Annotated in this window: 16 protein-coding genes; 7 read left to right on the forward strand and 9 right to left on the reverse strand. The window is 64.8% G+C overall.

The genetic code is table 11. From position 1 onward, the window contains the following. Together QF015_RS12195 and QF015_RS12200 are read right to left on the reverse strand one after the other, a co-directional pair. Window positions 1–1,176: an MFS transporter gene (locus tag QF015_RS12195; protein ID WP_429389299.1), complete on the reverse strand. Its 1,176-nt coding sequence runs from the start codon at window positions 1,174–1,176 to the stop codon at window positions 1–3. Continuing rightward, a complete protein-coding gene (locus tag QF015_RS12200; RefSeq protein WP_429389301.1) occupies window positions 1,173–1,835 on the reverse strand; it encodes a GntR family transcriptional regulator in 663 nt (220 codons plus the stop codon). The genes QF015_RS12195 and QF015_RS12200 overlap by 4 nt, the downstream gene beginning before the upstream one ends. Window positions 1,836–2,053: 218 nt before the next feature. Between QF015_RS12200 and QF015_RS12205 the strand changes: the two genes are divergently transcribed. Next, window positions 2,054–5,575, forward strand: a complete 3,522-nt coding sequence (locus QF015_RS12205) for a discoidin domain-containing protein (protein WP_429389303.1) — start codon at window positions 2,054–2,056, stop codon at window positions 5,573–5,575. Between the two features lie 159 nt (window positions 5,576–5,734). On the opposite strand, the gene QF015_RS12210 is transcribed toward QF015_RS12205, so the two are convergent. The 4 genes from QF015_RS12210 to QF015_RS12225 all read right to left on the reverse strand — a co-directional run bounded on the left by QF015_RS12210 (window position 5,735) and on the right by QF015_RS12225 (window position 11,647). Then, window positions 5,735–6,535 carry a GNAT family N-acetyltransferase gene (locus QF015_RS12210; protein WP_429389305.1) on the reverse strand — a complete coding sequence of 267 codons (801 nt, stop codon included), beginning with the start codon at window positions 6,533–6,535 and terminating at the stop codon, window positions 5,735–5,737. A 104-nt stretch (window positions 6,536–6,639) separates the two neighbouring features. Continuing rightward, the gene (locus QF015_RS12215) at window positions 6,640–8,532 is read right to left on the reverse strand and encodes a DUF2264 domain-containing protein (protein WP_429389307.1); all 1,893 of its coding nucleotides are present in this window, start codon (window positions 8,530–8,532) and stop codon (window positions 6,640–6,642) included. Beyond that, window positions 8,532–9,683, reverse strand: a complete 1,152-nt coding sequence (locus QF015_RS12220) for a LacI family DNA-binding transcriptional regulator (protein ID WP_429389308.1) — start codon at window positions 9,681–9,683, stop codon at window positions 8,532–8,534. The genes QF015_RS12215 and QF015_RS12220 overlap by 1 nt, the downstream gene beginning before the upstream one ends. Then, window positions 9,680–11,647: a heparinase gene (locus QF015_RS12225; RefSeq protein ID WP_429389310.1), complete on the reverse strand. Its 1,968-nt coding sequence runs from the start codon at window positions 11,645–11,647 to the stop codon at window positions 9,680–9,682. Before QF015_RS12225 ends, QF015_RS12220 begins: the two co-directional genes overlap by 4 nt. Before the next feature lie 119 nt (window positions 11,648–11,766). Between QF015_RS12225 and QF015_RS12230 the strand changes: the two genes are divergently transcribed. The 6 genes from QF015_RS12230 to QF015_RS12255 all read left to right on the forward strand — a co-directional run bounded on the left by QF015_RS12230 (window position 11,767) and on the right by QF015_RS12255 (window position 18,625). After that, window positions 11,767–12,825 (forward strand): hydroxyacid dehydrogenase, encoded by a 1,059-nt coding sequence (locus QF015_RS12230; RefSeq protein ID WP_429389312.1) that lies wholly within the window; start codon window positions 11,767–11,769, stop codon window positions 12,823–12,825. Between the two features lie 61 nt (window positions 12,826–12,886). After that, window positions 12,887–14,167, forward strand: coding sequence for an ABC transporter substrate-binding protein (locus QF015_RS12235; protein WP_310210788.1), 1,281 nt, complete (start codon window positions 12,887–12,889; stop codon window positions 14,165–14,167). Window positions 14,168–14,279: 112 nt separating this feature from the next. Then, window positions 14,280–15,206, forward strand: coding sequence for a carbohydrate ABC transporter permease (locus QF015_RS12240; protein ID WP_089596338.1), 927 nt, complete (start codon window positions 14,280–14,282; stop codon window positions 15,204–15,206). Further along, entirely contained in the window at window positions 15,206–16,147 is a 942-nt protein-coding gene (locus QF015_RS12245) for a carbohydrate ABC transporter permease (RefSeq protein WP_310210791.1), read from the forward strand. Before QF015_RS12240 ends, QF015_RS12245 begins: the two co-directional genes overlap by 1 nt. After that, on the forward strand, window positions 16,144–16,854 hold the full coding sequence (locus QF015_RS12250; protein ID WP_429389315.1) for a hypothetical protein: 711 nt from the start codon (window positions 16,144–16,146) through the stop codon (window positions 16,852–16,854). Before QF015_RS12245 ends, QF015_RS12250 begins: the two co-directional genes overlap by 4 nt. A gap of 19 nt (window positions 16,855–16,873) precedes the next feature. Continuing rightward, window positions 16,874–18,625, forward strand: coding sequence for a glycoside hydrolase family 35 protein (locus tag QF015_RS12255; protein WP_429389317.1), 1,752 nt, complete (start codon window positions 16,874–16,876; stop codon window positions 18,623–18,625). 222 nt (window positions 18,626–18,847) lie between these two features. Here the strand turns inward: QF015_RS12255 and QF015_RS12260 are convergent, their stop codons facing one another. The 3 genes from QF015_RS12260 to QF015_RS12270 all read right to left on the reverse strand — a co-directional run bounded on the left by QF015_RS12260 (window position 18,848) and on the right by QF015_RS12270 (window position 22,079). Then, window positions 18,848–19,213, reverse strand: coding sequence for a hypothetical protein (locus QF015_RS12260; protein ID WP_310210798.1), 366 nt, complete (start codon window positions 19,211–19,213; stop codon window positions 18,848–18,850). Window positions 19,214–19,302: 89 nt separating this feature from the next. Continuing rightward, complete coding sequence (locus QF015_RS12265; RefSeq protein ID WP_429389319.1) at window positions 19,303–21,021, reverse strand: amidase; 1,719 nt, start codon at window positions 21,019–21,021, stop codon at window positions 19,303–19,305. Next, window positions 21,021–22,079: an agmatine deiminase family protein gene (locus QF015_RS12270; protein ID WP_429389321.1), complete on the reverse strand. Its 1,059-nt coding sequence runs from the start codon at window positions 22,077–22,079 to the stop codon at window positions 21,021–21,023. The genes QF015_RS12265 and QF015_RS12270 overlap by 1 nt, the downstream gene beginning before the upstream one ends. Between the last annotated feature and the right edge of the window lie 36 nt (window positions 22,080–22,115).

Below are 22,115 nucleotides of genomic sequence, written 5' to 3' on the forward strand. Positions count from 1 at the left end.
TCAGTCGTCCAGCCGAACCCCGCGCAGCAACAGCATGGTTCCGCCGACGGCAACCGCGGACGCCAGGAACACGCCCGCCGCCCCGAGGCCTACCGCCACCACACCGATAGCACTGGGAAGAACCACCTGGCCCACCCTGTTTCCGGCAAGCCGCAAAGCCAGCGCCCGCCCGCGTTGGCCTTCCGGCGCTTGGGCCGAGAGCCAGGACATGGTCAGTGGTTGGCCGATTCCCAGCCCGAGGCCGAGGAATGCCATCACCACAAACAGCAGCCACTCGGGCATCGGAATGGCGGCCACAGCCAGTGCAGCCGTGGAGATGGCCAGGCTCAGGATCAGCAGTTTCATGCGCCCCAGTTTTCGGGACACGCTGCCGAGTCCCAGCCGGGAAATCATGGAGAACACCGCCCGGACGGTCAGCATCAGGCCCACGGTGGCCGCTGTGAGGCCGCGTTCGGCGCCGAGTGCCGGAAGGTAGACCACCGTCAGGTCAACCACGGCGAGGACGGTGGCGCTGGTGGCCAACGCGCGGACCACGCCGGGAGTCCTGAGAAGTGCCAGTGAACTGCCCTTGGTACCGGTGCCCTTCGGTGTACGCCTCCCCCGGCTGACCGTTGAAGAGATCACGAACGTCGTCATGAAGAGCACCAAGCTCATGGCCGTCGCGAGCAGGAAGATCGCCTGCGTGTCCGGCCGAACGGACGCACCGCCCACTAAGGAAATCGCCAGCGGCCCCAAGGCTTGGCCCAGAGACGCGGCGAAGGTCAGGTACCCGAAAGCAGAGTCCAAGCGCGAGGACGCAGCATTGTTCGCGACCACCGCTTGCTGCCCCACCACGCAAGCCAGCTGGCCTGCACCCAGCAGCGCCGTTCCAGCCACCAGCGCGGGGACTGACGTTCCCCAGAACAGCAGGAACGCAGAACAGCCCAGTACGACGGCGGCCCCGATCGCCATGAGCCGACGCTCACCCAGGCGGTCCACCAGTCCGCCGATGGGCAGGGCGAGCAGCAGGGGAAACACTGCGTAGCTGGCGGCGAGAAGGCCAAGGGCGAACCCGGGAACATCCAATTCGAGTGCGCGGTACGTGGTAGCCGGGCGGACCAGGAAGGTGACGGCCTGGATGAGCGCGGAGTGGACCAGGAGTGCAGTGGACGAGCGCCGTCCGAGTTCGCCGATCATTCGATGACGAGGCCGGAGGCGGAAATGACCCGCAAGGTCTCCTCCCGCGCGCCGACCACGTGGTCAAAGGCGATCTTTGCAGCCTTCTCCGGGTCCTTCGACGCGATGGCCTCCACCAGCAGCCGGTGATTGGCCAGCGCTTCATCGCGGCGTTCGGGAGCGTTGTTGGTGAAGTACCGGTAGCGCTCAACCTGGCTGGCGATCTGCCCATGGAAGCGCTGGGCCCACGAATTCCCAGCGATCCTGGCGATGGCGGCGTGCAGGGCAACACCGTATTTCATGGCTTCGTCGGGGAACTCCACCATCGCGGCATTCCGGGCCACGATTCCCTGAAGTTCTTCAAGATCTGCTGCGGTCGCATTGGCGCATGCCTCCCGAGCCATCAACGATTCCAAGGCGGCACGGACATCATAGAGTTCCGAAATCACGGTCTCGTCCAGTGCCGGCACCACCACCCCGCCGGTTGGCTGTTGCTCCAGAAGGCTCTCCGAGATCAATCGCCGGATGGCCTCGCGCAGCGGCGTGCGGCTGACGTGCAGGGCAGTCGCCATGGCGGGCTCGTAGATACGCTCGCCCGGCTTGAGTTCGAGGCTGAGGATCCGGCGCTTCAGCTCGCCGTAGACCAACTGTGCCCCGGTGTTCCGTGGTTGTTCTGCCATGTGGTGCCGCCCCGCTGGAAAAGTGTACTTGTATACATCTATACAACCATGAGTCAGCGCAAGGCAAAGTTGTTACACCTGCGACCACTTCCGACCAACCCCGTTCGAGCGTGTTCGAGTGCCTTGTTGCCACGTGGAGAGCCCCATAGTCTCGGCTTGCCCGGCCTTCCCCGAAGCCCGGACAGCACCCAATGACACCCCGACGATGAGGTCCACCCATGGCGTTTACCGCGCGAAGAATCCGAAGGCCAGTGGCAGTCCTGGCAGCAGCCGTCACAGCAGCTGCCGGCCTGGCGCTCATGCCCGCAACCACACCGCAAGCCCAAGCAGACGACGCTACAGCCGTCACCATCACCCCGAACCCCGCCAGCCGCGGCGAAGCCTTCGAGGGCTGGGGCACCAGCCTGGTCTGGTTCGCGAACGCGACGGCGGGCTACTCCCCTGAGCTGCGTGAGGAGCTGTACCAAAAGGTCTTCGGCGAGGACGGCCTCAACCTCAACATCGCCCGGTACAACGTGGGCGGCGGAAACGCATCAGACGTGGCCGACTACCTCAACGACGGCAGCGCTGTGGAGGGATGGTGGAAACCGGTGGCCGAAGCGCAACCCGGCCAACCGGCGTCGAACCTTTACAACCCGGACGGAACCGTGGACAAGACGCAGGCCAACAAGCTCGCGTTCTTGAACGAGTGGGATCCGGACGATCCCGCGTCCTACAACCCCGACGCCGACCAGAACCAGCGCTGGTGGGTGGAACGCCTCGCCGCGGATCAGCAGATCACCCACTGGGAAGCGTTCAGCAACTCCCCGCCGTGGTTCATGACCAAGAGCGGATATGTTTCCGGCCAGGTCAACACGGCCAAGGGCGAAAATCTCCTGCCCGAAGCCGAAGCCAAGTTCGCCGCCTACATGAGGAACGCCGTCGAACTTCTCGAAAAGGGAAGCGGCATCAAGGTCGATACCATCGATCCCTTCAACGAGCCGAACTCGGGCTACTGGGGCACGGACATCAACGCCGCCACCGGCAAACCGCCCACCACGTACACGCAGAAGCAGGAGGGCGCGCTGATCTACCCGGCGGCCCAGGACCGCGTGACCAAGCTGCTGGCCGCTGAGCTCGAAAGGGGCACCACGGACGCCGTCATCTCCGCGATGGACGAGACCGACCCCACCAAGTTCATGACCAACTGGAACGGCTACAGCCAGGAAGCCAAGGACGCCGTAGCGCAGCTCAACGTCCACACGTACGGCACCAATGATCGACGCAGGGTCCGCGACCTCGCCGGCGCCACGGACAAGCCCCTGTGGATGAGCGAAGTGGGCGGCTTCTGGCCGGGCAACCCGGCGCTGGGCGACTCCACCAGCGGCTGGGATCGCTCCAACATCACCAACGGCCTGGGCATCGCGGGCCGCATGGTGAACGATCTCCGCGAGCTCGACCCCAACGCCTGGGTCTTCTGGCAGCCTGTGGAGGACACGTACAAGCAGGAGAAGGCCGATAAGGGCTGGGGCTCCATTTACGTCGACTTCGACTGCAACTACGAGGGCCGCGAAGGCTTCTCCAACCGCCGGCTCAACGACGGCGCATCCCAGGAACAAGCCAAGTGCAAGGTCCTGACCAACCAGAAGTACAACACCACCCGGAACTTCACGCACTACATCCGGCCGGGTGACTTCCTCATCCAGAACGACAACGCCAAAACCGCCAGCGCCCTCCGCGCCGACGGCAACGGCGCCACCCTGGTCCACTTCAATGACACCCCGACGCCGGAAAAGGTCACCATCGATCTCAGCCGCTTCGGCAGCATCGCACCCGGCGCCAAGGTCACGCCCGTGGTCACCACCAAGTCGCCGCTGGATGACATCGAGAAAAACGCCCTCGTGAAGGGTGCGCCGGTAGCAATCGACGCCGCGGCTAAGTCCGCCACGCTTGAGGTTCCCGCCGCATCAGTGGTGACGTTCGTCGTCGACGGCGTCACTGGAGTTTCAGGCGACGCCGCACCGGTGCAGGACGGCCACAGCTACCACCTCAGCGGTGAAGCGAGCGGCAACTATTTGACTGGGCAGGCAAACGGAACGGCCTCTATCGAGGAACTGGGCACGGACGCTGCTGGAGTGGCTCCTCAGATGTGGACGTTCAACGCCGTGAAGGGCAAGGATGAGTTCGCGAACGATCGCCGGTGGGTTGTTACAAACAAGGACGGTCGAGTGCTTACCGGCAACGGCGGTGTGCTGAACGGAAGCCAGAGCGGTGCGGCTTCGCTGGCTTCCCTGACGTTGGAGCAAGCCAAATCCACCCCCTCTGCACAGTGGATAGTGACCACCGAAAACGGCAAGCAGTGGTCCTTGGTGAACGCCGGTGCCGCGATTGCCCTGCAGGTTTCGGGCAATCAAACGGCCGCTGGAATATCGGTGTCCCTGGCGTCCTCGACCGGAACCACGGCTACTGCTACCGCCAGCCCGCATCAGGCGTGGGCGTTCACCGACATCGCAGATCTGAAGCTCCTGGGTGTAACGCCCCTGGAACTGAGCACGCTGACTGGCGTGGCACCTGTCCTCCCCTCCACAGTGACTCCGCTGTACGAGGCGGGTCCGGGAAAGCCGTTGGCTGTCACCTGGTCCGCGGTTGATCCCTCGGTCTGGGAGAAGGAAGGGAAGGTGACGCTGCGCGGATCCGGGGTTGATCCCTACGGGCAGGCTTTTGATGATGCGCTCCTGACGGTGACGGTCGGTCAGTATGTGGCGACCGACCCGGCGTCGGTGACGGTGGGTGTTGGGTCGACCGTGGCTGCCGCGCAGGCCGCTGCGCCGGCAACCGTCCCCGGACAGATCGGCGACGGACCTGCCCGCAACCCGCTGCCGGTCACATGGGACTGGGCTTCCTTGTCTGATGCTGCCCTCCAGGCTGTCGGCTCGGTGACCGTTCCCGGCAAAGCGGAATCCTTGGCCGCGAGCCTCACCGTCGTGGTGGTCGACCGTGTTCCCAGCAGCAACATCTGTCAGGACGACCCCACCACCACCGTCACCGCAAGTTACACCGAGGGTTCCTACGTCGCGAAGAACAGCTGCGACGGCAACGCCACCACGCGCTGGTCCAACTGGGTGAGCGGCGGCCGTGCGGGTGACAGCCTGAACTACGCCTTCAGCCGCGACTACACCGTTTCCTCTGTCACCGTAACCTCCGCTGAGAAAGCGGCGCAGAGCCTCAAGGTCCAGTACCAGGACGCCACCGGAGCGTGGAAGGACACCTCCGCGGGAACCATCACCGGCCTCTCCACGTCATCACCAGCGACGGTTCGTTTCGATCCCGTAACCACCCGCGCGATCCGGGTGTCGTTGGTGACCACGGCGTCGTACACGAAGATCGCGGAGGTAGCCATCGCCGGGTCCCGCTTGGCGGACAGCGGCCTCGCCGACCTCGGCCGGCTGCTGGTGAACCAGGCATCCGTCGTCGGATTCGCCCCGGCGACCACCGACTACCGGGTGTTGTCGACGTCGGCGACTCCCGCCGTCGTCGGCTACCCGCTGGACACGAACGCAAAGGTGACGGTTCAGCAGGCAACGGCGGAAAGCTCGACGGCGGTCGTCACGGTGACAGCGCCCGACGGCACCACGAAGGAGTATCGCGTGACTGTGTCCACCGGCAAGGACGCGTGCAAGAGCGATGGATGGAAGACGAGTCCGTCGCCCGTATTCAAGAACCAGGGGCAGTGCGTGAGCTTCTTCGCGGCTGGTAAGTAGCTCAACCCGGTTTAGTTCGAGCCTCCTCCTGCTGGGCGCGGGAGGGGGCCCGAACGGCCTAAAACGGTGAGTAACGGCGGCCGTCTTCGCATTTTGGGACTCAAGTGCGAAGAAGGAGTCCGTTACTCACCGTTTCTGGTTTTGGCCGCAGGAGCCCGGTCAGGCACGCAGCCAACGGTACGGTGTCGTCGTCGAAACCTTGAGCAGCCCGGAGCGCTCCAGGATTGGCCTGGAGAATTCGGTGGAGTCGCTGTGGATGAGCGTCTTTCCCAGCTCAAGGGCGGCCTGCGCGCGGCGGGCTGTCAACGCCCGGTAAATCCCCCGGCCCCGCCATTCCTTCCTTGTGGCACCACCCCAGATCCCGGCGAAGCTTGTGCCGGGCACTGGCTCCAGGCGTCCGGCGCTGACCATCCGGCCCTCTGCTTCGGCCACCCAGAGTTGCATCCCGTCGCCCAGCGAGAGTCGTCGCAGCAAGGCCTCAGCCATCTCATCCGACACCGGTTCGCCAAAGACTTCATCCTGCATCGCGCTCATGGCCCGAACGTCCGGCTCGTCCCTGACTTGCCGCAGCGTCACGCCGTCGGGAAGTGGCACAGCTGTGCTCAGAGCCTTCGCTTCACCGATCATGATCGACTCCGGCTCGTCCTGGGTGAAGCCGTTCTCAATGAGTGTCTCGTGCAAACCCGGAGCGTGATCGTGCCCGCGGGATTTCCATTCCACCCTGGTGATGTCAGGTTCAGCGCGGAAGTAGGCGATCGCCTCGGCGACGAGCCGCTTCACGGTCTGCGCATCCGCATCACCCAGATCCCTGTACGTGACGAACCCGCGACCCTTCATGAAGGTCACCAAGCGCACAGGTCCGTGGTGGGTGACGTTGAGGGCGCTCGGCGTCTCAGCGTCGGTCCTGAGGTTGTCGTCGTAGGCGGCCAGGAAGCGTGCTCGATCATCGGTTTGGCTCATCCCGCGAGCCTACTGCAGGCCCTCGTGGGCTCCCTACGCTCTCCCCCGGCATCCGGCTCGATGGCTAGCTGCGCGTTAGACGGTAGGAGTCGTCTACTGCGCAGCTAGGCGTCGAAACGGGCCAGCCGCGCGAGGGCCACAGAGGCGCCGTCGGGGAACACGAAGCGGCCGCCATCCTCTCCGGCAACAAACGCAACACCAGTATCCGGCGAGGCACCCCCGTCACCGGCGAGAAGTACGACGGCGGCGTAGTCGCCGTCGTACGCGGTGCCCGAGGTGCCCACCCACGGAATGGTGAGTTCCCACCCCATGGGGTGTGCGCCGGTACGGACGAAGGTCCCCGATGTATCCAAGGACAACCCAAACCCAGGCACGGCACGCACAGTGCTGTCCACCGAAGACGAAGAATCCACAGGCCACCCGCCCAGCCGCAACGCAGCCCCAGCGGAGGCACTCGAAACCCGCACCCACCGCAGCTCAACAGCACCCCGCGTCGCTGACACCACGGTTACCGAAGGCCCGGGGGTCGCGGTACCAGCAACGCCGCTGCCATGATCGGGTCCGGCATCGGGGTCGGGGTCGATCCAGTGGGCAGTGAACCGGGAAGCGCCCACCTGGACCCCGCCCTCGGCAAAGGAGCCCAGGTACTCAAACCCGGTCCGATGCGTCAGCCGGCCGGCGGAATCCTCGAACACCACCGCGTTATCCAGCGACTCCGGTGAGAGGTCGGGGAAAGTGTGCGTTGAATACCCTATCCGCGCGTACAGGGGTGAATCAGCCACCAAGGCACCAACCACAGCGTGGTCCGTCGCGTGGTTCCGGATCCGGACAACCCCGTCCGCCACAGTCCCGTCCACGTGCCACCCCGGAGCTGTGATGAGGCGCTGGGTGTCAGCAACCTCTACGGGCAAAGGCGATTCCACGGAAGTCCACACGCGGTGGTCCGCCGGCAACGCCAACCCGAGCATCCCCTTGGCCGCCCAGTACGGTGACCCTGCGCCGGAGTAGGCCTGCTTCATGCCCGGGAACTCGCCGTGCCAGCCGATGGAGAGGAGTCCGTCGTCAGTGATGGAGCCGTGGCGGGCAAAGTAGTCGAGCATCCCTGAGGCCGCCCGGCGGGCCATGCCCGGTGCCAGCCGAGTGTGCCCGGACAACTCCCCCACCCAGAAGGGGGCTGCCGCCGCGAATCGGTAGATCAGGCTCCTGCCTTGGATCAGCGGAGCTCCGTTCGCACCGACCAAGTACGCAGCGTCGTCCAGGTAATCAGCCAGCCGGTCACCGTCGAGAGCTTTCCGGGCAACCACCCGCGGATCGTTGGGTGCCATCAGGGCCCACAGCTGCGGATAGACCTGGAAAGCCCAGCCGACGTAGTGGTCATACGCGCGCTCGGGACCGTCCGCGAACCAGCCGCCACCCCGGTAGAGGGAGTCGTGGATGGCGAGTCCTGCGTCGATGTCCTCGTCCGAAGACCGCCCGCCCACCGACGCCAGGAACGTCTCCACCACAATCTGGAACCACACCCAGTTGATGGGCGGATATTCCTCGCCGATCACGGTCTCGAACCACGCGATGAGCTGCTCCTGCACGCGCTCCGGCAGTTTGTCCCACAGCACGTCGCGGGTCAGCGCCAGGCCAACAGCCAACGACGCCGCCTCCACCTTCGCCTGCCCCAGCTCACCTGGCGTCGGCCACCGGTCGGGATTCGCGGGGTTGGTTCCGGCATCAAGGCCCGCGGCGTACCAGTCTGCGATCCAGCCGGTGGTGGCCGGGTCACCGGCAATCCGGAAGGAAGCCAACAGGAAGGTCCGGGCGAAGGCTTCCAGTGAATCACTCCGCGGGCCGTACCGGCTGTTGGCCCCGGGAAGGTGGATATTGGCGTGATCCGGGGTGCCAAAGTGGTGCGCCGAGCGCAGGAGGTGATCAGCGTAAGCGCACCAGTGCTCGCGGGTCAGGCCGGTGCAGGGCGAAAGCCCATGGTCCAGAGGGGGCAGAAGCATCAGAGCGAATCCTCCAACAGGACACCGGCAAGTCCCCGCGGTGCGCCCACGGATGATTCCCGGACAATGAGCTCCGGGTTAAGGTCAATTCGATGCACGGGGCGCATCCTTCCTTCGGCCAGGCGTGCAGCCATGAGCTGCACCGCAACCTTGCCGACGTAGCTTTTGGGAGGCCGGACCGCGGAGATGGCGGGTTCGGCAAGGTAGGCAACTTCGTCGTCGTAGCCCACGATCGCCATGCTGCCGGGAACATCCACGCCGCGGTCCACGCAGTGCTGCACGAACGCCACAGCCTGGGTATCCGAATGCACCAGCATGGCGGTGGTCCCGGTGGAGCGGCAGAGTTCCAGGACGTGGTCGAAGTGCTTGGCACGGTCGCCGTTGTCCAGCTTCGCCGAGTCCTCATGGATTGATGCGTCCAGCGGAATTTTCAGCGCAGCAAGTGCCTGTTTCCAGCCCCGGACCACGTGGGGACTGGTGGGACTGGTGGAGTCCGTGAGGCAGCCAATCATTCGGTGCCCCTCCTGCCAGAGATGGCGTACGGCCATGCCGGCACCGAAGGAGTGATCGGTGGCGACCCACTCGAGCCGGTGCGCGGGGATTTCCGCCGGTGCCCGCCGTTCGGCCAGGATCACGGGAATCGGCAGGGCATTGAGCCAGCGGAGCAACTCCTTGCCGTGCTCGCCGCCCATGTCCGGTGCCACGATCAGCCCGTCAATGTTCTGGGTGTCCAGCAACGCCTGGACTTGGCGGCGGTTGTCTGCGGCATCGTAGGCGGAGCCCCGGACCAGGATCCGGAGGTTCTGCGCTTCGGCTTCGCCGCGTGCCCCGGAAATGACCTGCGGCCAGTAATAGTCCAGCGATGGAACCACCATGCCGATCGAATAGCTGTGCACCGCCGGCCGTCCCACCGCCACCGACCGGTCCAGCGGGCTCGGCAGCGTCGCCCCACCGTGGACGCGGGAGACGAGTCCTTCGTCCGCGAGCGTGTTCACGTCGCGACGGATGGTCAGCTCACTGACGCCCAGTTTCGCGGCAATATCGCGGACCGTGATGGCCCCGTGGGCCCGTAGCTCCTCCATCAGCCGTTCACGGCGCTGCAGGGAAAAGAGGGACTTGCCGCCCGTTTCCGGGGTCTGTTCGGAACTCAAGATGTTGCCTCCACTGTGAGGGTGAACGCGCCCGAGGCGCGGTTTTCGGCGGGCATGCGGAACCGGATCCGGGTCAGCTTCCCGCCCCAGATATCGCTGAGGAGCGGATCGTCGAGGTGCCATTCGTCCACGAGCACGACGGCGGTGGCGGGCTTCCAGCGGAGGTGCAGTCCCCGCCCGCCACTGACGGTTGGAATGCCGTCGGGGGTGATGGTCGCCGTCGCGTCTGTACCGACGCGGACGGTGCCGGCCGCCAGGTAGGTGATGTCGACGTCGGGCGTTCCGTCGGGTGGGCAAGTTCCCTCAGGCGCCTGTTCGGGCAGGTTCCACCGGTCGTCAACCACCACGGCCCCCTGCTCACGATCCATGACGGAGGTGCGGATCCATTGCTCAGCGTGGTCCAAACCGTAGGCGCCCCCGAGCCCGAGCGCGAGGCTCGGTTCCCCGGGAGTGGGCTCTTGGAGAACGGTAGCCGCGAACGAAGACCCGGTCCCCTGCTCCAAGCCGAAGGGCGCAGGGACGCTGTGCCACGCGCTTTGCATCGCACGGATCTGGTAACGGTCGGGTCCGAACGTTTGCGCGGTGTACGTGGGCTGCCCGGCGTCGACCAGCAGGGGCACGCCATCGACCGCAACCACCACCGAACCGACATCGCGGTGGTTGTGGTGCTCGCCGTTGTGTCCGCCCTTGGCCGCGAGGGTGAGTCCGTCGCTGGAGCCCGGATTCTGGCGCGCGACCATGATCTGCACCGATGGCAGGTACGTCCCCCCACCAGGTAGCGACGATTGTCCCGGTGGGCCCTCATTGCGACGTTTACTGTCACTTAGTTGGGTGAGGACGCGGCCCAGGCCGGCGGCGGCGTTGGGCTCGGGCTCGGCCTCCATGAACACGGCGGCGAGCTGGGCTGCTTCGGAGTCACCCAGCCGGACGGCCCAGCGGTGCAGCATGTCCCACGGGAGTCCTGGGTGGGCACGGGCGGGGCCATCGGCAACGTTGAGGAACCACCGGTCCCCCAAGTGCATGCGGTGCGGGAAAGCGACCAAAGCGCGGATCACCGGCAAGTCCGGGTTGAGCACACCGCCGCTGGCTTCTTCCAGGAGGGCGAGCCCTTCCAGCGCGCGGCCGGCACCATTCCACCAGTAGGCGAAGCCCTCGTCGATGGCGCCGTCTGCGGGTATGGAGGCCAGGAAACGGTCCAGGCCCTCGATGCACCGGGCAACAACCTGAGCCTGCAGCCCGGGATCATCCACCAGCAACAGCGCGGCCACAATGATGTTCGAGTGGATCCACGGATTCCAGTTGTGGACGTCTCCATGCAACCCCAGCCAGTGCCAGTCGAGGCGGTCCAGGAACGGGCGGATCACACGCTCGTGCGTCTCGAGCCGGATGCGCCGGCGGAGGCCGGGGGCCCGCTCGTCGAGTTGTGGCCCGAGCACATGGTCCAGCCATGCCAACTGTGCCACGACCTCTCCGGCCCCCAGGTCCAGATAAGGCCGGGAACGGTCCGGGACCACGCCTCCGCTGCGGGCAGAAACGTCATCGTGCGCCGCCCAACTCCAGGAACTCTGCTCACAGAGGAGGTACGCCCCGTCGATCACCTCATCGAGCCAACCGTCACCGGAGCCGGGACCACCCACTGCGGCCATCACGACGGCGCGCGTCAGCCGCTGCTGCCGGCCCGCCACCAGTCCCTCGTACGCCGTGCGGTTGCCGTCGCGGAAGTACCGCGCGTAGTGGGACACAAGCGGTTGGGGCCAGGGGCTCCCCTTTTCGGCCCCGGCCTGGGCGCGCAGCTCCGCAAGGGGGCGGGCAGCAGCGAGCTGCCACCCGGCGTCGGACGCTGGACGGACGGTGAGACGGTCCCGGGAGTCCCGGAGTGACTCCGTCAGGGCGGCCCTGCCGGCCAGCGGGCCCCACACACCGAGGAGGGGTGGCGCTTCAACGGCGGCGATGCCGGTTGCCATAGGGATTCTTCTCTCATTTGTTCGAGTTTGAACGTTTCAGATCAAGTTCGATTGAGTTGAATGAACTGTCTTGTTTATGAGTATGTACTGATTATTAGATGTGATGCAACACATAAATCATGGTCGAACAGACCACCGGAAATTTCGAAGGGAGGATCCCCTCAATGTCGCTCAAGCCCCAGGCACTGCTGGTCATGAATAGCGGAACCTTTGCTGACCAGTTCGATTCCACGCGACTGGAGCGGCTTGCCGGGCTCGTCGATCTTGGCGACCACCCGTGGACGGATTCCTTGGACGCATCCGAACTGGCGGGCCGCCTGGAAGAGGTGGAAATCCTCCTCACCAGCTGGGGCGTACCGCAGCTCAACGCAGAGCGGTTGGAGCGCATGCCAAAGCTTCGGGCAGTGTTCCATTGTGCAGGAACAGTCCGCAGTTTCGTCAGCGAAGAACTGTGGGACCGCGGCATCACCGTCACCAACGGCGCCGACGCCAACGCCATCCCGGTTGCGGAGTTCACGTTCGCCTCGATCGTATTGGCAGGCAAAAAGGCACACGTGCTGGCCAACGACGCCCGTACGCACCGGGACGACTGGAGCTACATCAGCGATCGCGGCGAGCTGGGCAATATTGGCCGCGTCATCGGCGTCATCGGTTTCTCACGCATCGGCCGCCGCGTGGTCCATCTGGTGCAGCAACTCCAGGACGTCACCTGCCTGGTGAGCGATCCCCATGCTGATCCTCTCGAGGTTGCGGCGGCCGGCGCTACGTTGGTCCCGCTTGAGGAGCTCTTGCCGGTATCGGACGTGGTCACCGTCCATGCACCCGCGCTTCCCGAGACCCGCCACATGATCAGCACGGCGGAACTCCACGCCATGAAGGACCACGCAACCCTCATCAACACGGCGCGGGGGTCACTCGTTGACACGGCAGCACTCGAGAAGGAGTGTGCCACCGGCAGGATCACGGCGCTGTTGGACGTCACGGAACCCGAGCCTTTGCCTGCCGAGTCCACCCTGTACGACCTCCCCAACGTGATCATCACCCCGCACATCGCAGGTTCGCTCGGGACTGAAACCCGGCGGATGTCCGATGCCGCACTGGATGACCTTGAACGGTACCTCGCCGGCAAAGACCTCCTGGCCCAAGTAGTCCACGCGGACCTCGGTCTCAGCGCCTAGCCCAAAAAAACACCTGCCGCACCTGCGGCAAACTTGTAACCCAGTACTAAAGGAGAACGCAATGAAGCGCACAACCCTCGCCGCAATCGCCCTTGCGGTGACTGCAGGGCTTGGACTCACCGGTTGCGCAGGCGCCGCCGGTCCCGCGGAGCAGCCGGCAGCAAACGGCAAAACCAAGCTGACCGTCTCGGTCTGGAACTACGAGGGCACCCCGGAGTTCAAGGCCCTCTTTGACGGATACGAGGCCGCCAACCCCACCGTGGACATTGAACCCGTAGACATCCTGGCTGACGACTACCCCCAGAAAGTCACCACCATGCTTGCCGGTGGCGACACCACTGACGTCCTCACCATGAAGAACGTGATCGACTACTCCCGCTACGCCAACAACGGCCAGCTGCAGGAAATCAACTCCGTGGTGGACAAGGTGGGCAAGGACAACCTGGCCGGCCTGGACGCGTTCGACATGGACGGCAAGTACTTCGCTGCACCGTACCGCCAGGACTTCTGGCTCCTGTACTACAACAAGGATCTGTTCAAGGCTGCCGGGATCGAAGAGCCCAAGGACCTGACCTGGGAAAAGTACACGGAGATCGCCAAGAAGCTCACCACCGAGGCCGGCGGCAAGAAGGTCTACGGCACCTACCACCACATCTGGCGTTCCGTGGTCCAGGCCATCGCTGCAGCCCAGAACGGTGCCGACCAGAACAGCGGCGACTACGGCTTCATGGAGGACCAGTACAACACCGCTTTGGACCTGCAGAAGTCCGGCGCCACCCTGGACTTCGGCACCGCCAAGAGCCAGAAGACCAGCTACCGCACCATGTTCGAAACCGGCCAGGCTGCCATGATGCCCATGGGCACCTGGTACACCGCGGGCATCCTGCAGGCCAAGAAGGACGGGAAGACCACCGTCAACTGGGGCTTGGCTCCGATGCCGCAGAAGAACGACGACGGCAAAGTCACCACGTTCGGTTCGCCCACGGCCTTCGCTGTGAACAAGAACGCCAGCCACTCCGATGAGGCCAAGAAGTTCATCGAGTGGGCCGCCGGAGAAGAAGGCGCCAAGGCCATCTCCAAGATCGGTGTTGTTCCTGCGCTGCAGAACGACGCCATTACGGACGAGTACTTCAAGCTGGAGGGCATGCCCACGGACGAGCTCTCCAAGAAGGCGTTCTCGCCGGATGAGACCGCACTGGAAATGCCCGTCAGCGACAAGTCCGCCGCCACGGACAAGATCCTCAACCAGGAGCACGACCTCATCATGGTCGGCGAGCGCTCCGTCACCGATGGCATCGCCGAGATGGGCAAGCGCGTCACCAGCGAAGTCCTGGGCAAGTAAGTCCAGACCAGCCACTGGCTCCGGTGCTGCGTCCCTGGACGCGGCACCGGGCCGGACCTGAATTCTCCGGATCCTGAAATGGAGGAACGCCCCCACCCCGGGAGCGGTCATCATGACTACAGAAACAATCACCCAGGCGCCTGCCCCCGTGCACAGCCGCGGCAACAGGAAGCAGGCCAGGCGTAACACGCTGATCGGCTGGACGTTCATCCTTCCGAACTTCCTTGGCTTCCTGGCCTTCACCCTCATTCCCGTCGTGGCGGCTTTCGCGCTCTCCTTCATGGAATGGACCTCATTCAGCGCCCCCAAGTGGGTTGGCCTGGCCAACTTCGAGCGCATGTTCGCATCCGACTCCTTCTGGATCGCGTTGCGGAACACCCTTGTCTACGCCCTCGGCCACGTCCCGCTCACGATGGCCCTGGCCCTCATCCTGGCGATGCTGCTGAACCGCAAGCTCAAGGGCATCGGCTTCTTCCGGGTCGCCATCTTCTTCCCGTACATCACCTCCCTGGTGGCCGTCGCAGTGGTCTGGAACATGCTGTTCAGCCCGGACAGCGGCCCCATCAACCAGTTCCTCGGCGCCATCGGCATCGCCAACCCGCCGGGCTGGACCTCCAGCTCCGATTGGGCCATGCCCGCCGTCATCATCACCAGCGTGTGGCGGGACATGGGCTACTACATGGTCCTGTATTTGGCCGGACTGCAGGCCATCCCCACAGAGCTGTACGAGGCAGCTGAAGTGGACGGCGCCAGCGCCTGGCAGCGTTTCTGGAACGTCACCATCCCGTCGCTGCGTCCCACGACGTTCTTCGTGGTGGTCATGCTGACGGTCTCCAGCTTCAAGGTGTTCGACCTGATCGTGGTCATGACCAACGGTGGCCCGGGCCGCTCCACCACAGTGCTGTCCCAGCTGATCTACCAGGAGGGCATCGGCGAAGGTAAGTTCGGCTACTCCTCGGCCATCTCGTTGGTCCTGTTCATCATCGTGCTGACGGTCACCGTCCTGCAGTTCAAGATCCAACAGCGGAGGGAACGCTGATGACCAACATGGCCGAAGACCTCAAGGCGTCCCTTGTGAAGGACGCAGCTCCGTCTCCGTCAGGGGCACCCACTGCGGAAGACCGCCGTCGTACTGACCGTCAGCGTTCCCCGCGCGAACAGAAGAAGCGGACCGCGAACATCGTGATCTACGGTGTGCTGGTGGTCCTCGTGGTGGCGCTGATGGTGCCGTTCATCTGGATGCTTTCCTCGTCCTTGAAGGAGAACAACCAGGTCCTCACCGTTCCCATCCAGTGGATTCCCTCGGAGTTCGTGTGGAGCAACTACACGGACATCTGGACCCGCATTCCCATGATGGGCTACCTGCAGAACTCGCTGTACCTTGCTGTGATCATCACCTGCCTGCAGGTCCTCACGGGCTCGCTGGCTGCCTACGGGTTCTCGAAGGTCCGTTTCCCGGGCCGCGACGTCTTGTTCCTCGCGTACATCGGCACCATCGCGGTTCCGTGGCAGGCGTACATGGTGCCGCAGTACATCATGATGCAGCAGCTCGGACTGACGAACAGCTTCAACGCGTTGATTCTCCTGCAGGCATTCGGTGCGTTCGGTGTGTTCCTGATGCGCCAGTACTACATGACCATCCCGGACGAACTCTGCGAAGCAGCCCGCATCGACGGTCTCAGCGAATACGGCATCTGGGCCCGCGTGATCCTGCCCCTGTCCAAGCCGGCCCTCGCCAGCCTTGCCCTGCTGACATTCGTGAACACATGGAACGACTACATGGGTCCGTTCATCTACCTCACGTCCAACCGCCTCTGGACCGTCCAGCTGGGCCTGCGGTCCTTCGTGGGCCAGTTCGACGCCGAGTACGCCATGATCATGACAGGCTCTGTGATTTCCGTGATTCCGATCCTCATCATCTTCCTCATCGGCCAGCGCTACTTCATCCAGGGCATCGCGACGAGCGGGATGAAAGGATGAGTGCCGTGGCTGGGCAGAAGCGACGGCGGTGGGCCGGACCGCGATTCGAAACCTTCGGGAGCATCTTCGGGTTCATCTACACCTTCCTGGCCGGCAACGCGTTGCTCGCGGTGGCCAACGCGCCGCTGGTCCTCAGCCTCTCGCTGGTGGCCGACCCCGCCGCCGCATGGCCTTTCTTCCTGGCACTCTCGGTCACCCTTGCGCCGTCGCTCGCCGGCATCTTCGCTGCCTTCAAGGCATTGAACGACGACGGCGGCGCGGTCAAGCCAGTTGCCGCCTTCCTTCAGGGATACAAAAGCAGTTTCGCGAAGGCCGCGGTGCTGGGTGTGGGCGCTGTGAGCCTGTTGATGTTCCTCGGCGTGGACCTTGCCCTGGTCCACAACCTGGCCGGGGACGTCCAGGGCATTGCCTTGCTGGTGCCGCTGATCGTCGTAGCAGCCGCCGTGACGGTGAGCCTCGCTGTCACGGCGATTGCCGGCGTCGTACTTCTGCCCGAGGCGAGGCTGAAAAGCATCCTCAAGGCATCGCTGTACTTGGTGGTGCAGCGCTGGTACCTCAGCCTGGCGATGCTGATCCTGCTGGGGATCATCGTCTCCGCTGCCGTGCTGCAGCCGGTCCTGGGCATCGCACTGGCTCCTGCGCCGCTGCTTTTCGTGATCTGGAGCAACGCTTCGTACGCATTCCACGCCGTGCTGCGCCCGGCGTAGACCCCTGTTAGGACCCTCCTTGGATACCTTCGCCATCGGCGATCAGGACTTCCTCCTGAACAACGAGCCTTTCCGCATCCTCTCCGGTGCCATCCACTACTTCCGCGTGCACCCCGAGCTGTGGGCGGACCGGATCCATAAGGCCCGGTTGATGGGTTTAAACACCATCGAAACGTACGTGCCGTGGAACGAACACTCGCCAACCCCCGGCTCGTTTGTCGCTGAGGGCGGGCTGGACCTGGGGCGTTTCCTGGACCTGGTAGCGGCCGAGGGCATGAAGGCGATCGTGCGTCCCGGGCCGTACATCTGTGCCGAATGGGACAACGGCGGGCTCCCCGCCTGGCTGTTCACCGACCCCACGGTGGGCATCCGCAGCAACGAGCCCGCGTATCTGGCCGCCGTCTCCGCGTACATGGAATCGGTGCTGGCCTTGGTGGTGCCCCGGCAGGTCACGCACGGCGGTCCGGTGATCATGTTCCAGATAGAGAACGAGTACGGCGCCTACGGGAACGACAAGGCGTACCTGCAGCATCTGGTGGACCTGTCCAAGCGCTTGGGTGTGGACGTTCCGTTGTTCACGTGCGACCAGCCGTTCGGGACCATGATCGAGGACGGCTCGCTGCCGGAGCTGCACAAGACGGGGACGTTTGGGTCCCGTGCTGATGAACGGCTCGCGTTCCTGCGCGAACGGCAGCCCACAGGGCCGCTGATGTGCGCGGAGTTCTGGAACGGCTGGTTCGACAACTGGGGAACGCACCACCACACCACCGACGCCGCTGCTTCCGCCGCCGAACTCGACGCCCTTCTGACAGCCGGGGCTTCTGTGAACATTTACATGTTCCACGGCGGCACCAACTTCGGCTTCACCAACGGTGCCAACGACAAAGGCATCTACGAGCCCACCATCACGTCATATGACTATGACGCTCCCCTTTCCGAGGACGGGCATCCGACGGCCAAGTACTTCGCCTTCCGGGAGATTATCGCCAAGCACTTCCCGGTCCCTGCCGAGGTCCCGGGTGAGCGGGCTCCCCTACCGGCTTCTGTGGTTGCCGTTGATTCGACGGCGTCCGTGCTCCCAGCTGCTGTCCGTCCGTCTATGGCGCCGGGACCTGTTCCGCCTGTCGAGGTGACCGGGCAGTACCAGGGCTTCTACCTGTACGAAACCCCGCTTCCGGGCGGCGGAGTCCTCTCTTTCTCCGAAGTTCGGGACCGGGCACAGTTCTTCCTGGATGGTGTGCCTGCGGGTGTGCTGAGCCGGGAACTGGGCGAGCGTTCTGTCGTCATCCCCGCTGGCGGCCGCCTGCAGATTCTCTTGGAGGACCAAGGCCGGGTGAACTACGGGCAACGGATCGGCGAGGCCAAAGGGTTGATCGGTCCTGCCCTGCTGAACGGCGTGGAGGTGTTGGACTGGGAAGTCGGTGCCGTGGACCTGGGCTCGCTGGAGGCATTCCGGTCCGCTGCGGTGCCGCTGCCACCCGGTGATGCTGCGGCGGGCGTGGCTGGCCCCTCCGTTTCCTTTGCCACCTTCGAGGCCGGCGGCCCCGGTGACCGCTTCCTTCGTTTGGACGGTTGGACCAAGGGAGTTGTCTTCGTGAACGGCTTCAATCTCGGCCGCTACTGGAGCCGCGGTCCGCAGCGCACCCTGTACATCCCGGGTCCCTTGGTTCGGGAAGGTGCCAACGAGCTCGCCATCCTTGAGCTCCACGGAAGCGCGACACGCGAGGTACGTTTCGCCGTCGGGCCTGACCTGGGCCCCGACGAAAAGTAACGCCCTCTCACCTTTCACCCCCAAACGCCCTCTCACCTTTCACCCCCAAACGCCCTCTCACCTTTCACCCCTAAACACCAAACGCTCTCTCACCACGTGAGAGAGCGTTCCGGTTTAAAGGGCGGAAGGTGAGAGAGCGTCGGGGGACGCAAAAGGGACCGGTTAACGTCACCGGTCCCCTTTGTCGTCCAGCGCTATCTACACTTCAGCGCGCGGGCGTCATTAGCCGCGGCAGAGCTCGCCGTACTTGGTACCGGCTTCCTGGAAGGATGCATTGAGCTCAGCCAACTTGGCTTCGCGCTCGCTCTTCTGCGCGGCGTCGGTAGGCTCGTCCTTGGCCTGCTCGTCGAGGAATTCCAGGATGGCGGTAACCACCGGCTTCATCTCAGTGGAGGCCACGGGCTCGATGGGCCGGATGGCGTTGGCCGCACGGATGGTGGCGGTCTGGCTCGGGCTCTGGGGAATGCCGGCTGCGGCGACGCCAACGCGGTCGCAGGTTTCCTTGGTGGTCAGCTGCTGCTGGGCGGAACAGGCGGATGCCGAGGCAATGAGCCCGGCAGCGATCAGGACAGTGGTGAGTTTCTTCATGATTCCCTCAGTGGTCGACGTCCCTTTGATTGTAATCAGAGCCAGGCCCCGGTCACGCATTAGGTCGGGCTTGCCGGGCCGCGAGGCCGTTACAGCGCCGGCGTCCGGGGCGGAACCGTCCGGCGCGAACCCGTGGCTTCGAAGGCTGCGGCCAACGTCAACAATGCCGTGTCGTCGTAGGCCCGCCCTGCGAACGTGAGGCCTACGGGCATGCCAATGTCTGCCATGGTTCCCATCGGCACCGTGACGGTGGGGATGCCGAGGTGGCGTGGGACGAGGTTGCCGTTGGACACCCAGACCCCATTTCGCCAGCCGAGGTCCGCGGATGCCGGGTTGACGTCCATGTCGGCAGGTCCGACGTCTGCCGCGGCCGGGAACAGGACGGCGTCCAAGCCGAGCCCGTCCATCCACTCCTCCACATCAATGCGCCGGGTCTCTTCCAGTCCGCGGACACCGCTTTCCAGCTCGGGGATCTCGGTGAATTGGGATACGCCGTATTCGCGGACATGCCGGGGATATTCGGAGATGTGGTCGTCGAATCCGGTGTAGCGGTCCGCGAGGGCGCCCTTCGGGTGGGGGAAGATCTGTGCGCCATCCACATCGGCAAGCCTGTTGAGGGCGGGATCGCCGTTGGCGCGCAGGAAGTCGTCCCATGCCCAGGCCGAGAGGTCCTCGATTTCACGCTTGAGGTACTCCGGGCTGACCAGGCCGCGGGTTGCGATGGTGGGCGCGCCAGGGCGATCGCCTTCATAGTTTGTGACCACGGGGAAGTCGACCAGGACGACCTCGGCTCCCGCGGCCTCGAGGTCGCGCTTCGCTGCTTCCCACAGGTCGATCACGGAAGCCCGCGTCTCGATGCGCTCGCCTGTCGGACCACCGATGCCCGGCTTCGCGCTGGTCCCGGCGTCGGGGTCTGCGTTGACGTACATTCGCGGCACTCCGAAGCGCTTGCCCCGCAAAGCCAGCCGTCCGGCGTCGGGCCCTTCCGGGGACAGCGCCACGTAGGACTCCGGCCGGACTTCGGAGGACTTCGGGAGCTGGATCCACGGCTGCGCGCGCCAGAAGTCACCGCGCACTTCGGCATCGTCGGCCACGATGACATCCAGCAGTTCCAGCATGTCCGCCATGGTGCGCGTGTGCGGGACCACGACGTCCATAGTGGGGACCAGCGGCCAGTTCCCGCGCACCGAGATGACGCCTCGGGAGGGCGTGTAAGCGCACAAAGCATTGTTCGACGCCGGTGCGCGGCCACTTGACCAGGTCTCCTCGCCAAGGCCGAAGGCTGCGAAGCTGGCGGCCGTCGCGGTGCCGGAACCGTTGGAGGATCCGGAACCAAACGCTGCCGTCAGGAAGTCTGCGTTGTAGGGACTCTCGGCGCGTCCGTAGACGCCGCGCTGCATGCCGCCATTGGCCATGGGCGGCATGTTGGTCAGGCCGATCAGCACTGCACCGGCGTCCCGGAGCCGCTCGATGGTGAAGGCATCACGCTGCGCCACCAGGTGCTCGAAGGCCGGCGATCCGGCCGCGGCCGTAAGTCCTTTGGCCAAGTAGCTGTCCTTGGCGGTGTACGGGATTCCGTCCAGCGGGCCCCTCTCAGCACCTTGGGTCCTGCGTGCATCCGAAGCCCGCGCATCCGCCAAAGCGTCGGGGTTCATAACCACCATCGCATTGAGTTTGATGCCGTTGCGGTCGTAGGCCTCGATGCGGTCCAGGTATGCCTGGGTGAGTTCCTCGCTGGTCACCTCGCCCGACTCCAGTGCCGCGCGCAACTGCTCAATGGAGGCCTCAACGACGTCGAAGCGCGCCATTACTCTGCGCCCCCGGCAAACTGCGTTCCGCTGAGACGGGGCTGCTGCTGGGTGATGCAGTGGATACCGCCGCCGCGGGCCAGGATGGGCCGGGCGTCGACAGTGACAACACGGCGGCCGGGGTAAGCCTCGGCAAGGATCTCGGCAGCCAGCGAGTCAGCACGTTCTTCACCATAACCACAGGCGATGACGCCACCGTTGACCACCAAGTGGTTGACGTAGCTCCAGTCCACGAAGCCGTCTTCGTCGCGCAGGGTGGCCGGCGCGGGCAGCGGCACGATCTCGAAAGGCTTGCCCGCCGCATCCGTCTGGGTCTCAAGGAATGCCTGGAGCGTGCGGCTGACGTCGTAGTCCGGGTGCTCCGGGTTGGTTTGGGAGTGCAGCAGGATACGGCCGGGAGTGGGGAGGGTGGCCACCATGTCGATGTGGCCGCGCGTGCCCAGGTCCTCGTAGTCGCGGGTCAGGCCGCGGGGAACCCAAATGACCTTGGTGGCTCCGATGGTGCGGGCCAGTTCAGCCTCAACTGATGCTTTGTCCGCATACGGATTGCGACCCTGGTCCAGTTGCACGGTTTCGGTGACCAGCACGGTGCCTTCGCCGTCTACATGGATGGCGCCACCCTCGTTGACCAGCAGGGAGCTGACAAGCTCCGCACCGGACTGCGCGGCGACAAACCGGGCCATTCCTGCGCTCTTCTGCCATTCGGACCACGCCGGCGCGCCCCAGCCGTTGAAGATCCAGTCCACAGCGCCAAGCACGCCGGGACGTTCGTCATCCACCACAAAGGTGGGTCCGACGTCGCGCATCCAGAACTCATCCAACGGCGTTTCAACCTGTTCGATGCTGCTGTCCAGCATGCGGGCAGCCCGGTCGCGCTCGCTCGGGTCCACCACCATGGTGACGGGTTCGAATTCGGCCACTGCGTGGGCGACGGCGGTCCAGGCCCCGTAAGCCTCTTCGGCCGACGCAGCGTCGTCGCCAAGTGTCAGGCCTGTTCGGGGGAACGCCATCCAAGTGCGCTCATGCGGTGCGGTTTCGGCCGGCATTCTCCAAGCCATGGTGACTCCTCTGTCCTCAGTGCAATTCCCTTGTTG

This window comes from Paenarthrobacter sp. TE4293, assembly GCF_050435325.1.
GTDB classification, from domain to species: domain Bacteria; phylum Actinomycetota; class Actinomycetes; order Actinomycetales; family Micrococcaceae; genus Arthrobacter; species Arthrobacter nitroguajacolicus_C.

Bases quoted from the DNA above. Each gene is read 5' to 3' on its own strand.
- QF015_RS12195 (WP_429389299.1), bottom strand. From the start codon at position 1,176: ATGATCGGCGAACTCGGACGGCGCTCGTCCACTGCACTCCTGGTCCAC.
- QF015_RS12200 (WP_429389301.1), bottom strand. From the start codon at position 1,835: ATGGCAGAACAACCACGGAACACCGGGGCACAGTTGGTCTACGGCGAG.
- QF015_RS12205 (WP_429389303.1), top strand. From the start codon at position 2,054: ATGGCGTTTACCGCGCGAAGAATCCGAAGGCCAGTGGCAGTCCTGGCA.
- QF015_RS12210 (WP_429389305.1), bottom strand. From the start codon at position 6,535: ATGAGCCAAACCGATGATCGAGCACGCTTCCTGGCCGCCTACGACGAC.
- QF015_RS12215 (WP_429389307.1), bottom strand. From the start codon at position 8,532: ATGCTTCTGCCCCCTCTGGACCATGGGCTTTCGCCCTGCACCGGCCTG.
- QF015_RS12225 (WP_429389310.1), bottom strand. From the start codon at position 11,647: ATGGCAACCGGCATCGCCGCCGTTGAAGCGCCACCCCTCCTCGGTGTG.
- QF015_RS12230 (WP_429389312.1), top strand. From the start codon at position 11,767: ATGGTCGAACAGACCACCGGAAATTTCGAAGGGAGGATCCCCTCAATG.
- QF015_RS12235 (WP_310210788.1), top strand. From the start codon at position 12,887: ATGAAGCGCACAACCCTCGCCGCAATCGCCCTTGCGGTGACTGCAGGG.
- QF015_RS12240 (WP_089596338.1), top strand. From the start codon at position 14,280: ATGACTACAGAAACAATCACCCAGGCGCCTGCCCCCGTGCACAGCCGC.
- QF015_RS12245 (WP_310210791.1), top strand. From the start codon at position 15,206: ATGACCAACATGGCCGAAGACCTCAAGGCGTCCCTTGTGAAGGACGCA.
- QF015_RS12250 (WP_429389315.1), top strand. From the start codon at position 16,144: ATGAGTGCCGTGGCTGGGCAGAAGCGACGGCGGTGGGCCGGACCGCGA.
- QF015_RS12260 (WP_310210798.1), bottom strand. From the start codon at position 19,213: ATGAAGAAACTCACCACTGTCCTGATCGCTGCCGGGCTCATTGCCTCG.
- QF015_RS12265 (WP_429389319.1), bottom strand. From the start codon at position 21,021: ATGGCGCGCTTCGACGTCGTTGAGGCCTCCATTGAGCAGTTGCGCGCG.
- QF015_RS12270 (WP_429389321.1), bottom strand. From the start codon at position 22,079: ATGGCTTGGAGAATGCCGGCCGAAACCGCACCGCATGAGCGCACTTGG.